At 66.0% G+C, this 12,305-nt stretch carries 13 protein-coding genes; 4 read left to right on the plus strand and 9 right to left on the minus strand.

Translation table 11 applies throughout. The features are described 5' to 3' along the window. Positions 1 to 239: 239 nt before the first annotated feature. From VG556_RS19045 to VG556_RS19065, 5 genes are all read right to left on the minus strand, one after another. Positions 240 to 572, minus strand: a complete 333-nt coding sequence (locus tag VG556_RS19045) for a hypothetical protein (RefSeq protein ID WP_032956035.1) — start codon at positions 570 to 572, stop codon at positions 240 to 242. 153 nt (positions 573 to 725) lie between these two features. Further along, complete coding sequence (locus VG556_RS19050; RefSeq protein ID WP_146257729.1) at positions 726 to 1,298, minus strand: hypothetical protein; 573 nt, start codon at positions 1,296 to 1,298, stop codon at positions 726 to 728. Beyond that, entirely contained in the window at positions 1,291 to 1,638 is a 348-nt protein-coding gene (locus tag VG556_RS19055) for a DUF6984 family protein (protein ID WP_032956031.1), read from the minus strand. Before VG556_RS19055 ends, VG556_RS19050 begins: the two co-directional genes overlap by 8 nt. A gap of 766 nt (positions 1,639 to 2,404) precedes the next feature. Beyond that, complete coding sequence (locus VG556_RS19060) at positions 2,405 to 2,911, minus strand: DUF2867 domain-containing protein (RefSeq protein ID WP_032956030.1); 507 nt, start codon at positions 2,909 to 2,911, stop codon at positions 2,405 to 2,407. Beyond that, complete coding sequence (locus tag VG556_RS19065; RefSeq protein WP_032956028.1) at positions 2,908 to 3,570, minus strand: serine/threonine-protein kinase; 663 nt, start codon at positions 3,568 to 3,570, stop codon at positions 2,908 to 2,910. The genes VG556_RS19060 and VG556_RS19065 overlap by 4 nt, the downstream gene beginning before the upstream one ends. Before the next feature lie 85 nt (positions 3,571 to 3,655). On the opposite strand from VG556_RS19065, the gene VG556_RS19070 reads away from it, so the two are divergent. Next, positions 3,656 to 5,653 carry a bifunctional DedA family/phosphatase PAP2 family protein gene (locus VG556_RS19070; protein ID WP_100450567.1) on the plus strand — a complete coding sequence of 666 codons (1,998 nt, stop codon included), beginning with the start codon at positions 3,656 to 3,658 and terminating at the stop codon, positions 5,651 to 5,653. A gap of 178 nt (positions 5,654 to 5,831) precedes the next feature. Here VG556_RS19070 and VG556_RS19075 read toward each other — a convergent pair whose 3' ends face one another. The 3 genes from VG556_RS19075 to VG556_RS19085 all read right to left on the minus strand — a co-directional run bounded on the left by VG556_RS19075 (position 5,832) and on the right by VG556_RS19085 (position 8,665). Further along, complete coding sequence (locus VG556_RS19075; protein ID WP_032956024.1) at positions 5,832 to 6,410, minus strand: LON peptidase substrate-binding domain-containing protein; 579 nt, start codon at positions 6,408 to 6,410, stop codon at positions 5,832 to 5,834. After that, positions 6,407 to 7,771 (minus strand): UDP-N-acetylmuramate:L-alanyl-gamma-D-glutamyl-meso-diaminopimelate ligase, encoded by a 1,365-nt coding sequence (mpl, locus tag VG556_RS19080; RefSeq protein ID WP_049407684.1) that lies wholly within the window; start codon positions 7,769 to 7,771, stop codon positions 6,407 to 6,409. The genes VG556_RS19075 and mpl overlap by 4 nt, the downstream gene beginning before the upstream one ends. Positions 7,772 to 8,101: 330 nt before the next feature. Next, positions 8,102 to 8,665: an adenylate kinase gene (locus VG556_RS19085; protein WP_032956019.1), complete on the minus strand. Its 564-nt coding sequence runs from the start codon at positions 8,663 to 8,665 to the stop codon at positions 8,102 to 8,104. Between the two features lie 136 nt (positions 8,666 to 8,801). Here VG556_RS19085 and VG556_RS19090 point away from each other — a divergent pair, with 136 nt between their 5' ends. The 3 genes from VG556_RS19090 (at position 8,802) to VG556_RS19100 (ending at position 11,528) form a co-directional block, all read left to right on the plus strand. Beyond that, complete coding sequence (locus VG556_RS19090; RefSeq protein WP_014648312.1) at positions 8,802 to 10,058, plus strand: 6-phosphofructokinase; 1,257 nt, start codon at positions 8,802 to 8,804, stop codon at positions 10,056 to 10,058. 165 nt (positions 10,059 to 10,223) lie between these two features. Next, a complete protein-coding gene (locus VG556_RS19095; RefSeq protein WP_046432358.1) occupies positions 10,224 to 11,018 on the plus strand; it encodes a hypothetical protein in 795 nt (264 codons plus the stop codon). Between the two features lie 120 nt (positions 11,019 to 11,138). Beyond that, on the plus strand, positions 11,139 to 11,528 hold the full coding sequence (locus VG556_RS19100; RefSeq protein WP_100450919.1) for a DUF488 domain-containing protein: 390 nt from the start codon (positions 11,139 to 11,141) through the stop codon (positions 11,526 to 11,528). Between the two features lie 72 nt (positions 11,529 to 11,600). Here VG556_RS19100 and VG556_RS19105 read toward each other — a convergent pair whose 3' ends face one another. Beyond that, positions 11,601 to 12,104, minus strand: a complete 504-nt coding sequence (locus VG556_RS19105) for a hypothetical protein (protein ID WP_014648314.1) — start codon at positions 12,102 to 12,104, stop codon at positions 11,601 to 11,603. Positions 12,105 to 12,305: the final 201 nt, after the last annotated feature.

Here is a 12,305-nt window from a genome sequence, read left to right on the forward strand (position 1 = left end):
CAGCTTGCGGATTCCGGCGCATCGATAGAGGGGCGCTCTACCGTCTTCACCCATCAGGCGGCCGCTCGGATCCTCATACCCGCGAGCAAGCGCGTTTGCATTCTCAAGAGCGCGCTCGTCGTTATCGGCACTGATCAGGTACACGTTCTCATGCACCAGGAGCGAGTCCTGCCCTTGGCTCTCGTAATAGAGGATGGCGTGTGCGCAGTCCCACATGCATTACCTCAACAGCACTCTGGTCAATCAACCTCATCGACCTTTGATGTGCGCGATATGAAAGGCGCCCTCAGTTCGCCCACGCAGGCACCGTTCACTGCCCCCCCCGCGTAATACATCCCCTGGAGCATGACAAAGTACAGGCCTGGCTCGATGCCACGCACGGAGTCCTCGTACTCCGCGCCACTCAGATCGACCAGCGCATCGGCGGAGGGGCCGAGGGCATCACTGCTTCCACCCTCATGGAGCAGGTAGCCGAACGCAGCAAAGTGCCCGCCATCATAGCCGCCCGAGTTCGCAAGAAGCGCCTGCAGCGGTGTCTGGCAGGACTGCACATCATTGCGCGACCCACTCATTCCTTGGCAGATGCCTGGATGCTTGTCTCTGGAAAAGGCGGGAACCAGACCCGTCCCACCCGCTGCCAGCAGCAGGGATATACCAAGTGCTCTATTCAAACCGTTGCACGTCGACCACTTTCCGTTGTGATGGGCAGACCCCTTTGACAGCCATCAGCCACCGACGGATTGATGACCATATGACCCTTCAGAGCTGAGCCGACTCTCGATCACCGATCTGACATAGGCAGCCCTCGCTGTGCCAGACCCGGAGTGCTCAGCCAGGAGCTCCATCGCCTCAGACCTCATCTCAGCACCGCCAGTGGCCACGAACACAGAAAATGCTGGCTCCAGGTAGCCAGGTGCCTCACAGATGAACCGCTTGCGTTCATCAAGCGGGAAATCGATGGCGTAGTCCGCCCACTCGATGTAGCGCTTCCAGAAAGCTGGCGCCGCGCGCTGCTGATCCTGCTGATCCTGCTGATCCTCCATCCGCATCAGCAGGGATAGCTGATCAGCGCACGCATCCACAACGTCCCCAGGCAAGTCCAATGCGGCGACGCGCCCGGGATCAACGGCCTGCCAACAGAACACCATGAAGTCGGCGACGAACGCCGCATCGCTTCGTTCAAGCATCAAGCGCTGATACATCGCAAGCGCTTCCGCGACATCCACTGGCTCTTCGAGGCTGGCATTCTGCACATTGCCCTTGTCGTCACCAGAATCCTTCTTCGCCACCTCATGCATAGCAGACCACGCTCTCGATCTGCGGAGATATCAGCTCGCCACCATCCCAACGAATGATCTCCAGCTCCAGTAGCCGGTCGTTTGCGTCCGCATGAAGAATCGGCGTGAGTTCAGCACCATCTGCGTCCTGCATCTGCAGCTCGACGGGATATGCGTGCTGCCCTAGATACGGCGGACGCTCATATCCAGAAATGACGAATCCCACCCGAGCTCCACCCAGACTGGTTTCCACAGCGCTTGCGGAAGCCAGGTCGGCTTGAAGCTGCGAAGCAGAGGCCGCAGGCAGGCAGACTGCCACAGCTTCAATCAGCGCTCTTTCAACGCTGGAAACGGTATGCATTGGGTTGCTCATTTCGTTCTGTTGCCAGCTTCCAAACTCAGCGACGCCATCTACCCTTCAAGGCATCTACAAAATATGACGACAGCAGAAAGGCTTGAAACACAAAAAAAGGGTAAAGAGCAATTCGAGCCGCGTTGCCAATCCCTCTGTAGTCAAGGATGACGTAGATCAGCACAAAGAACAGCACCCCTCCTATCTCATAAACTAACAAAGAACGCGTTGATGTCTTCACTTCCTTTTCTCCAGTTCCTTCTGTGCTGCCGCAGTCGCCATCTGAGCTGATGCCTGGGCAGTCTGTGACATGGTGGCCTGCCCCAAGCTCTGCTTCGGAATAGCTGCTGCAGTTGACGCGGTCGCATGGGCCATATTTGGCACTCCGGGTGCAGAGGAGGCGACCATCCTTTGTAGATTCCCTTTGGCCGCAGCTCCCGCAAAATCACCAGCAGCCACACCAATTCCGCTCGCAACTAGACCGCCACCGACACTACCCGCCATCGCTGACGCAAGCTCCGCACCGGACGTGGGCTTTCCTTCCTAGGCATTCTGAGCAAGAACACTGCCCGCCCCCGTGAAGGCGTTGGTCACCGCTTGAATCGCGACAGCTCCTCCCACTGTAACTGTCCCTCGACCAATGGCACCGATCAACGCGCCTCCGACCCCGCCGCTCACAGCTCCGCGTTGTTGCCTGGCAGGCTGACATCGGTGACGGCAAACTCACTTGCACGCGACCATTGAATTGCTTAATTCATCCACGCATGGCGTGGATCTACCGGTACGCCTGCACCTGCTTCCTCAGCAGATGCGGCACGATCAGCCGATGCACCGGGGCGACCGGCAGCATGTACACACGCCCGAACGCGTTGTGCGTATGCACTACCGTCGCCACTTCCAGCACATCGCCCTGCCACTGCAGGGCCAGCTGCACACGCAGGTGGCGGTCGTCGTCTTCCAGCACGATGGCATCGTCATCCAGCGACTGCAGGGTGAAGATGCCCAGCCGTTGCCCCGGACGCGGCTGCGCGATGTCCTGCACCGCGCGCAACGAGCCCAGGTGCTTCATGCCGAGCAGGCGCATGCCGCGATTGCGCAGCGCCATCAGCCCATCGAACCAGCCGGGAATGGTCGCCGCCATGTCGCGATAGGCCTGCAAGGCCGAGCGCCCATCGCGACGGGTCGTCGCCTGGCAGGCGTGCACGAAGTCGGCACCGGCCAGCTGTGGGCGCAGGACGCTGCCCGCGCTCGGCGGGCCGGTCACCACCTGCGCACGGCTCACGGCTTCGGCCCCTGCCCCTCGTTGTCTTCCCAATGCAGGATGCGGCGGGTGACGAAGCGGTAGACCGGCTTGCCGGTGGCGAACCACAGTTCGCGCACCCACGAGGTGCGCTTGAGCACCCGCTTTTCCACCGGGGTGAGCGACTCGCGGCAGTACATGCGCTTGTGCTTGAGCAGGTGGCGCAGGTCCTCACGGGCCAGCAGGCGCATCCAGCGCGAACGCGGGTTGCCGATCACCGCCAGCTGGAAGTCGATCAGCGCCGGGCGGCCATCGTCGGTGACCAGCCAGTTGGCTTCCTTGGCCAGATCGTTGTGGGCCACGCCATTGCGATGCAGCTGCTGCAGCAGGCGACGCGCGGCGCGGAACCAGGCCAGGTCACCGCGAGGCGGACGCTGGTACATGGCGTCGCCGGCCATGAAGCTGCGGTCGAGATGACGTCCATCCCACGCCAGCAGCTGCGGCACATCGGCCATGCCGTGGATGTGGCGCAGTGCGCGTGCTTCACGGCGGGCCAGCCACCAGGCTGGCAGCCGCAACCACAGTGGTGTGGCGCCCAGATCACGGCGTACAAAGGGGCCGGCCGGCCCTTCCACAAGGAGGATGCGACCGAAGCTGTCGGCCTTCAGGGCGTGCGAGGGCGTGTCTGGCGAATGCGGCATGTGCCCATTCTAGGCGATGGCGCCCGTTGCAAACGGTCACCAAGCGGCTGGGAACCAGTCACCTTCACGCCCCTATAATCGGGCAATGGACTCTTCATGGATCGACGCCACCCTCGCGTGGATTGCCGCTCACCCCGTGCTGGCGGGTGCCGTTATCTTCCTCATCGCCTTCTGCGATGCGGTGATCATTCTCGGCGCCATCGTGCCGGCCCTGCCGCTGCTGTTCGCGGTGGGCGTGTTCATCGGGCTGGGCCAGATCTCCGGGCCGTATGCGGTGGCGGCAGCCGCACTGGGCGCATTCGCCGGTGATGGCATCAGTTACTGGATCGGGCGCCGCTGGGGTGACCGCCTGCGTGGCGTGTGGCCCTTCAGCCGTTACCCGCAGCTGCTCGACCGCGGCGAAAACCTGTTCCGCCGCAATGCCTTCAAGAGCATCCTGGTAGCACGCTACGTGGGCGCGATCCGGCCGTTCGTGCCGGCCATCGCCGGCATGATGAAAATGCCGGCCAGCCGCTACATGCAGGCCAGTGGCATCGCCAGCATTTCGTGGGCGGTGCTGTTCCTGGCACCGGGCTGGGTGCTCGGCGAGGCCTACGACGCGGTGGCCGCCGTCGCAGGGCGCCTGGTGGTGGTGGTCGGCCTGCTGGCAGTGATCCTCGGCCTGGTCTGGGCCATCGTGCTGTACGGCTACCGCTGGTCGGCCGCGCGCATGGACAACTGGCTGGCGCGGCTGCTGGACTGGTCCAACCGACACCCGACGCTGGGCCGCTACACCGTCGGTGTGCTGGACCCGAAGCGCCGCGAGTCGGTGCCGCTGGCGATGCTGGCGCTGATGCTGCTGGTGCTGGGCTGGGGCTGGTTCGCGCTGCTGACCGTGGTGGTCGCCCATGGCGAGCCGCTGGCGATCGACCTGCTGGTGCACCAGGCCATGCTGGCGCTGCGCAATCCGCTGGCCGATTACCCGATGGCCGCGCTGGCATCGCTGGGCGCCTGGCAGGTGTTGTTGCCGGCCACCGCTGCAGCGATGGGCTACCTGATCTGGCGCCGCCGCTGGATGGCAGCCGCGCACTGGCTGGCCGCGCTTGCCTTCGGCCTGGCGTTGACCATGCTGCTCGGCGCAACGGTGGATGTGGTGCGACCGGTCGATGCCAGCAGTGGCTTTGGCTTCCCGTCGGTGTCGGTGACCATGGCCACCATCACCTTCGGCTTCTTCGCGGTGCTGATCGCCCGCGAGATGCCTGGCCGCACCCGTGTCTGGCCGTACCTGGTGTCGGGCATCGTGGTCAGCCTGATCGGCTTCTCGCGCCTGTACCTGGGCGCGCACTGGCTGAGCGATGTGATCGGCGGCATGCTGTTCGGCACGTTCTGGCTGCTGGTGCTGGGCATCGCCTACCGCCGCCGCTTCAACCGCTCGTTCTGGGTGAAGCCGGTGGCGTGGCTGTTCTACGGTGTCTTCGCCGTGGCGGCGATGTGGTACGCGCCGCGCCACATTCCGGTGAAGCTGGAACGCTTCGAGCCGACCCTGCCGGCGGCGCAGGCGATGGACATGCAGGCCTGGTGGCAGCACGACTGGGCGACACTGCCGGCGCGCCGCAACGAGTTCGACGACGACCAGCGCTGGCCGCTGGACGTGCAGGTGGCGGGCCCGCTGGCCCCGCTGCAGGCGCAGCTGGAAGCACGCGGCTGGAAGCGGCAGGAACAGGCCGGCTGGCAGGAGGCGCTGCTGATGCTGGACAAGAACACGGGTGCCGACGAACTGCCGGTGCTGCCAGCCACGCTGGACACGCGCGTGGAAGCGCTGTTGATGGTGCGCCCGGGTACACACCGCGATGAGCGCTACGTACTGCGCCTGTGGCCAGCCCCTGCGCAGTTGCAACCGGGCAGTACGCCGCTATGGCTGGGCAGTGCGCAGACCCTGCGCTACGAGCGTCATTTCGAGTGGATCGGCATGTGGCACCCGCTGCGTGGCGTCGACCCGGCGCTCAACGCAGTGAAGGACGCCGTGCAGGACCTGCCGCAGCGCGAGGACGTGCACAGCGAAACCGGGTTGCCGGTGCTGCGGTTGAAGACCACAACGCCCTGACCGGCACCGGTGCGCGATCACCCACTGTAGAGCCGAGCCCATGCTCGGCTGCTCTTCGCGGGAACCATCAAGCCGAGCAAAGGCTCGGCTCTACAGTAGATCCCACGCCGTGCGTGGATGGCATTCCACGCATGCCCCAGCGTGTGCACCAAGGTGCACACCCACCCAAGGCAGGCTGCTACGGCATCCAGCCCAGCAACTGCTGCAATCGCTGGTGCGGGTCGTCCATCTGCAGCAGCTGCAGGCGCTGCTGCTCGCTCAGCGGCAACAGCTCGGCCAGCCGCCAGCCGACCCAGCTGGCCTGGTCCAGCAACGCCGGGTTGGACGGCGCATAGGCCTCGCCGGCCTGTTCGATGATGTGCCCCAGCACCGTGGCCAGCAGCGCGTGCTGTGGTCGCAGTTCGTCGTCCGGGTCTTCCTCGCACCAGCGCACGTCGGCCACCACCAGGCCGTTGTCGCGCACGCGGGTACGCTCGACATGGAAGCGACGGGTGCCGCGCAGGCGAAGCTGCAGCACGCCATCGGCACCGACATCGAAGTCTTCGATGCGCACCTGCACACCATAGGCCGCCGGCGTCGCCGGTGCGCCGACTTCCTCGCCATCGAGGATCAGGCAGACACCGAACCCCTCACCACTGCGGCCGCTGTCGCGGACCAGGTCCAGATAGCGGCGCTCGAAAACACGCAGGCCCACCGCCGCACCCGGCACCAGCGTGGTGTGCAGCGGAAACAGCGGCAGCGGGCTGTCGACGCTCATCGGGCCTGCAACGCGGCGAGGAAGCGGCGCGGGGCGCCGTCGAAGCCACCGTTGGACATGAACACCACGTGGTCGCCGCTGCGCGCGCTGGCCTGCAGCTGTTCCAGCAACGCGTCGGTATCCGGCACCGCGTGGGCGTCACCACGTACCGCAGCGATCACCGCAGCGGCATCCCAGGCCAGTTCCGGGCGATGCAGGAACACCACTTCATCAGCCAGCGCCAGCGACGGTGCCAGTGCCTGCGCATGTGCGCCCAACCGCATCGAGTTGCTGCGCGGTTCCATCGCAACCACGATGCGCGCATCGCCGACCCTGGCACGCAGGCCCTCCAGCGTGGTGGCGATCGCGGTGGGGTGATGGGCGAAATCATCGTAGACGGTGATGCCGCCATGGCTGCCGATCACTTCCATGCGGCGCTTGACGCTGCGGAAGCGCGCCAGCGCCGGGATCACCGCGGCCGGCGCCACGCCCACTGCATGCGCAGCGGCCAGCGCGGCCAGCCCGTTGAGCACGTTGTGGCGGCCCAGCAGCGACCACTGCACGTCGCCCAGCGCCTGCCCACGATGGTGCACGCGGAACGCGCTGCCATCGGCGGCCAGCAGCTCGGCATGCCACTCCAGCGAGGGATCGAAACCAAACCGCTCGACCGGGGTCCAGCAGCCCATCGCCAGCACTTCGGCCAGGTGCTGATCCTCGCCGTTGACGATCAGGCGGCCACGCGCCGGCACCGTGCGCACCAGGTGATGGAACTGGCGCTGGATCGCCGCCACGTCCGGGAAGATGTCGGCGTGGTCGTATTCAAGATTGTTGAGGATGGCCACCAGCGGCCGGTAGTGCACGAACTTGCTGCGCTTGTCGAAGAAGGCCGTGTCGTACTCATCGGCTTCGACCACGAACTCGCGGCCCTGGCCCAGGCGCGCGGAGACTCCGAAATCCTCGGCGACACCGCCGATCAGGAAGCCGGGCGAGCGCCCTGCACTTTCCAGCAGCCAGGTCAGGATGGTGGTGGTGGTGGTCTTGCCATGGGTACCGGCCACGGCCAGCGTGTCGCGGCCCGGCAGCACCTGCTCGGACAGCCACTGCGCGCCGGATATATAGCGCTGGCCGGCATCGAGCACGGCTTCCACGGCGGCATTGCCGCGCGACAGCGCGTTGCCGATCACTACCTCGTCGGTGCCGGCCGGCACGCTGTCGGCACGGTAGCCCTGGTCCAGGGTGATGCCCAGCTGTTCGAGCTGGGTCGACATCGGCGGGTAGATGGCCTGGTCGCTGCCGCTGACGGAATGCCCGAGTTCCCGCGCCAGGGCGGCCACGCCGCCCATGAAGGTGCCGGCAATTGCAAGGATATGTACGCTGCTCATGACCGAGGATTGTGACCGATGACGGCTGTATAGGGCCAATGTCCGCTATCGGTAAGACAACCCCTACACGGGATGTGAGAAAACTCCAATCAGCTGTCAGGGAATTCCCGATAGCGATGTTCTGTGAACCCGGACACAATTCGAACTGCCAGCCGCAGTACCCGAACCGGTCCTACTCCCCAAGAGGCCATCCCCAAGGGAGCTCATGCTGCGGGGCCCTGAGCAAGCCCTTCGCTGGCGCCTGTCAAACGACACAGGCCTGATCCTCGCGGACCAGGCCTGTGTTTTTTTGCGCCCGGGGAGCCGGCAATTCGCGCCGGCCCGGCCGGATCAGGCCTTGATCGCCGCCAGGATGCGGGCTTCGATCTCGTCCAGCTCACCGACGCCATCGACGCGGGCCAGGGTGCCACGGCCGGCGTAGAAATCGACCACCGGGGCGGTCTGCTCGTTGTAGACCTGCAGGCGCTGGCGCACCGCTTCCGGATTGTCATCGGCGCGGCCCTGCTCCTTGGCACGACCGGCGATGCGATCCACCAGCAGCTCGGTGGCCACGTCCAGCTGCACCACGGCGTCCAGCGGCTGGCCGATCTTGGCCAGCAGGCCGTCCATCGCATTGGCCTGGGCCACGTTGCGCGGGTAGCCATCGAGGATGAAGCCCTTGGCGACATCAGCCTGGGTCAGGCGCGACTCCAGCATGCCCAGCAGGATGTCGTCCGACACCAGGTTGCCGGCATCCATCACCGTCTTGGCCTGCTTGCCCAGCTCGGTGCCGGCGGCGATTTCCGCGCGCAGCATGTCACCGGTCGAAATGTGGGCGATGCCCAGCTTTTCCTTCAGGCGCGTCGCCTGTGTCCCCTTGCCCGAACCGGGCGGTCCCAACAGAACCAATCGCATTGACCTGACTCCAACGTGTTGAAAACAAAGAAGGTTCGCGTCCCGGACGGTCCGGTATCGCTGCACCGCAATAGCGCCACTTTACCGCATCCGGGTAATGTCCCTGCAATGTCCCCTCCCCCGAGCAGGTAGAAGCATGCGCAACGGTACTCTCCTTTATGCCCAGTCCGGCGGTGTCACCGCCGTCATCAACGCCACGGCGGCGGCGGTGATCGAGCAGGCGCGGGCCAAGGGCATCAAGGTCCTGGCCGCCCGCAACGGCATCCTCGGCGCCCTGCGCGAGGAGCTGATCGACACCAGCAAGGAGAGTGCCGCGGCCATCCGCGCGCTGGCCCATACCCCGGGCGGTGCCTTCGGCTCGTGCCGGGTCAAGCTGAAATCGCTGGACGCCGACCGTGCCCGCTACGACCGCCTGCTGGAGGTGCTGCGCGCGCACGACGTGCGCTGGTTCCTCTACAACGGCGGCAACGACTCGGCCGATACCGCGCTGAAGGTCTCGCAGCTGGCCAAGGCCTCCGGCTACGACCTGACCTGCATTGGCGTGCCCAAGACCATCGACAACGATCTGGCGGTGACCGACACCTGCCCCGGCTTCGGCTCGGCGGCCAAGTACACCGCCGTCTCGGTGCGCGAGGCGGCGCTGGACGTGGCGGCGATGGCCGAGACCTCCACCCGCGTCTTCATTTACGAGGCGATGGGCCGCCACGCCGGCTGGCTGGCCGCGGCCGCCGGCCTGGCTGGCAACGGTGATGACGAAGCACCGCACATCATCCTGCTGCCCGAGCGCGCCTACGACGAGGCCGCATTCCTGGCCAAGGTGAAGGCCGTGGTCGAGCGCGTCGGCTACTGCGTGGTGGTGGCGTCGGAAGGTATCGCGACCGCAGATGGCCGCTTCGTCGCCGACGCAGGCGGCGGCAAGGACTCGTTCGGTCACTCGCAGCTGGGCGGCGTGGCGGCGCACCTTGCTGCACGGGTCAAGGACCAGCTGGGCCTGAAGGTGCACTGGGCGCTGCCCGACTACCTGCAGCGCTCGGCCCGCCACCTGGCCAGCAGGACCGACTGGGAGCAGGCACAGGCGGTCGGCAAGGCCGCCGTGCAGCTGGCACTGAAGGGCCAGAACGGCGTGATGCCGGTGATCGTGCGCAGCAGCGATGCGCCCTATCGCTGGAAGATCGAAGCGGCCCCGCTGTCGAAGATCGCCAACCACGAGAAGAAGATGCCAGCCGGCTTCATCCGCCGCGATGGCTTCGGCATCACCGCCAAGGCGCGCGCCTACCTGTCGCCGCTGATCAAGGGCGAAGCGCCGCTTCCCTATGGCACCGACGGCCTGCCGAAGTACGTCACTCTGAAGAACGTGGCGGTGAAGCAGAAGCTGCCGGCCTTCGAGGGCTGAAGTGTGCCTGCGTCCTGTGCGGCGCACAGGGCGCATTGCGGCGGCCGCCGAAGCGCCCCACAATCGGGCTCCGGCCCGGGGCAAAGGGGCCGCTGCAAGCCAGATTCGACGCTGCCCGGCCCTCAAGGCCCGGGCCCGTGCTGCCATTTCACAAGGACTGTAACCATGAAGCACCCGATCCTGATCGCCGCGCTGCTGTGCGGTGCTGCCGCGCCGGCCTTCGCTGCGACCTGCGAAAGCAACTTCCAGAAGAAGGGCAATCCCTTCGTCGGCACTACCTTCACTTCATCGGTCACCCATCCGGACCTGACCGTGGCCAGCGCCATCGGCCAGATGCGGGTAATCGCCAAGAACGCCAACATGGACGTCCTCAGCGAGGACGTGGAAGGCGGCTCGATGCTGATCGAAGAGCCGGAATCCATGGCCCACAAGCCGATTCCGATGATCATCAGTGCCACCTCCGAAGGCGGCCAGGGCACCGTCGGCATGGTGGTGAAGGTCAACAAGGGCGCCATCGCCCCGGCCGACGGCGTGCGCGAAGAAATGTGCAAGCTGCTCAACCAGATCAAGCCAGGCAAGGCGGGCGAACAGGCGGCCAAGGCCACTCCGCAGGCCTCGGTGGTGACCATTGCCGCCGACCGCTTCGGCTTCCAGCTGCGCAACCAGAACAAGGACAACCCGGCCGCGGTCGAGCCGCGCTACAAGGGCAAGACCTACGCCATCACCGGTCGCATCACCACCGTGCTGCGCAGTGGCGGCACCTACAACACCAGCTTCGACCTGCCCAGCGATGGCAGCATCGATTTTGAGCGTGTGGCCATTTCCTGCTCGTTCGCAGCCAACCAGGCCGCGTATGCGCTGGCCCTGCGCCCGCGCGAGAAAGTCACGCTGACCGGCGTGGTCGACAGCTACGACCAGATCGGTCGCGTGTTGTGGCTGAAGGACTGCCGCGGCAACTGACCGCTGCCGGCATGGGAAAAGGCCCGGGTGCGCAGGCGCCTGGGCCTTTTCGTTTCCCCAGCGGTTCACGTCTGGCGCACGTGCATCGCAGGATGATGGACGCCCCGCTTGGAGGTCATCATGGCACTGCGTGTTGTTCGTCTCGGCAGCCCGCGCCAACCCGGTGAGGGCCTGCGCATCGGCACCGTGCGGCGACCACCGCGCGGCGTGCCCCGCAGCGAATTCGCGAAACGGGACTGGTACGACGTCTGGTTCCCGACTCTGTCACCCGGCGCGGAGCTGGTGAAACAGGCCCATGAGGCGAAGACCGCCGCCGACTGGACTGCGTTCTTCCGCCACTACAAGGCCGAGATGAAAGCGCCCGATGCTGCGCACGCGCTGGACCTGCTGGCCGCGATGTCGCAGCACAGCGACCTCAGCGTGGGCTGCTACTGCGAGGACGAAGCGCACTGCCATCGCAGGGCGTTGCGCGAGCTGCTGGTGGCGCGCGGGGCGACGCTGGCGGAGTGAGATCAGCCGGATGCCGGCCAGCGGCCGGCACTACCACGTGGACGACTGCGTGCGCGCAGCGCACGCATCATCTCAATTGCAGGCCTTTCCTTCCATCTGCAGCTGCGCGGCGAACATCGTCACCTGCGGAATCTGGCCGGCTGCCGCCTGCTTCTTGGCCTCTTCCAGATAGATGCGCGACTGGCCCTGCCCATCCAGCTCGACCTTGTTGCTCGACGGCAGGCGCCACACCCGCACCACCGCCTGCTGCGCCGGGCATGCCGCGTTGGGCACGCGGATCACATCGTTGAGCTTCCAGCCCTTGTCGGCACTCGGCTGTGCCTTGGTGTAGTCGACGAAGCGCGCACGTGGCTGGCACTGCTCGCTGGTACGCACGGCGGAGAAGCGGTACGGGGCGGCGGCATCGCCGGTGAACGCACCTTCCAGGCGTGCGCAGGCCTCGGGAATCTGCCGCAGCGTATGCACCGCGCCCACCGCCTGGGGTGCGCCCACGGCACGCTGCAGCTCCGGGGTTTCCGCAGCGAGTGCCGGCACGGCCGGGGCCAGGGCGGCGAGCATCAACAGGGACAGGCGCATGGGGGATCTCCATCGGGACTCCGCGCAGGCTTGCAGAGGCTGGCTTAACGGGGTGCAAAGGCCGGTGGCTCGCAAATCATGCCCTTGCCTGGCGGCGGGTCCGCGCGCATGTCGACGCGTTCATTGGCAGGGCGCCCACGGGTCATGCGGCGCGGCTCCCACGGGCCAGTCGAGCATGGCTCGACTCTACAAAGAGCGGCA

Origin of the sequence: Stenotrophomonas sp. CASM106 (genome assembly GCF_049384825.1) — a bacterium.
Lineage (GTDB): Bacteria > Pseudomonadota > Gammaproteobacteria > Xanthomonadales > Xanthomonadaceae > Stenotrophomonas > Stenotrophomonas muris.

Coding starts and splice junctions, on each gene's coding strand:
- VG556_RS19050 (WP_146257729.1), bottom strand. CDS start 1,298: ATGCATGAGGTGGCGAAGAAGGATTCTGGTGACGACAAGGGCAATGTG.
- VG556_RS19105 (WP_014648314.1), bottom strand. CDS start 12,104: ATGCGCCTGTCCCTGTTGATGCTCGCCGCCCTGGCCCCGGCCGTGCCG.
- VG556_RS19095 (WP_046432358.1), top strand. CDS start 10,224: ATGAAGCACCCGATCCTGATCGCCGCGCTGCTGTGCGGTGCTGCCGCG.
- VG556_RS19045 (WP_032956035.1), bottom strand. CDS start 572: ATGAGTGGGTCGCGCAATGATGTGCAGTCCTGCCAGACACCGCTGCAG.
- mpl (WP_049407684.1), bottom strand. CDS start 7,771: ATGAGCAGCGTACATATCCTTGCAATTGCCGGCACCTTCATGGGCGGC.
- VG556_RS19065 (WP_032956028.1), bottom strand. CDS start 3,570: ATGCCGCATTCGCCAGACACGCCCTCGCACGCCCTGAAGGCCGACAGC.
- VG556_RS19055 (WP_032956031.1), bottom strand. CDS start 1,638: ATGCATACCGTTTCCAGCGTTGAAAGAGCGCTGATTGAAGCTGTGGCA.
- VG556_RS19070 (WP_100450567.1), top strand. CDS start 3,656: ATGGACTCTTCATGGATCGACGCCACCCTCGCGTGGATTGCCGCTCAC.
- VG556_RS19090 (WP_014648312.1), top strand. CDS start 8,802: ATGCGCAACGGTACTCTCCTTTATGCCCAGTCCGGCGGTGTCACCGCC.
- VG556_RS19085 (WP_032956019.1), bottom strand. CDS start 8,665: ATGCGATTGGTTCTGTTGGGACCGCCCGGTTCGGGCAAGGGGACACAG.
- VG556_RS19100 (WP_100450919.1), top strand. CDS start 11,139: ATGGCACTGCGTGTTGTTCGTCTCGGCAGCCCGCGCCAACCCGGTGAG.
- VG556_RS19075 (WP_032956024.1), bottom strand. CDS start 6,410: ATGAGCGTCGACAGCCCGCTGCCGCTGTTTCCGCTGCACACCACGCTG.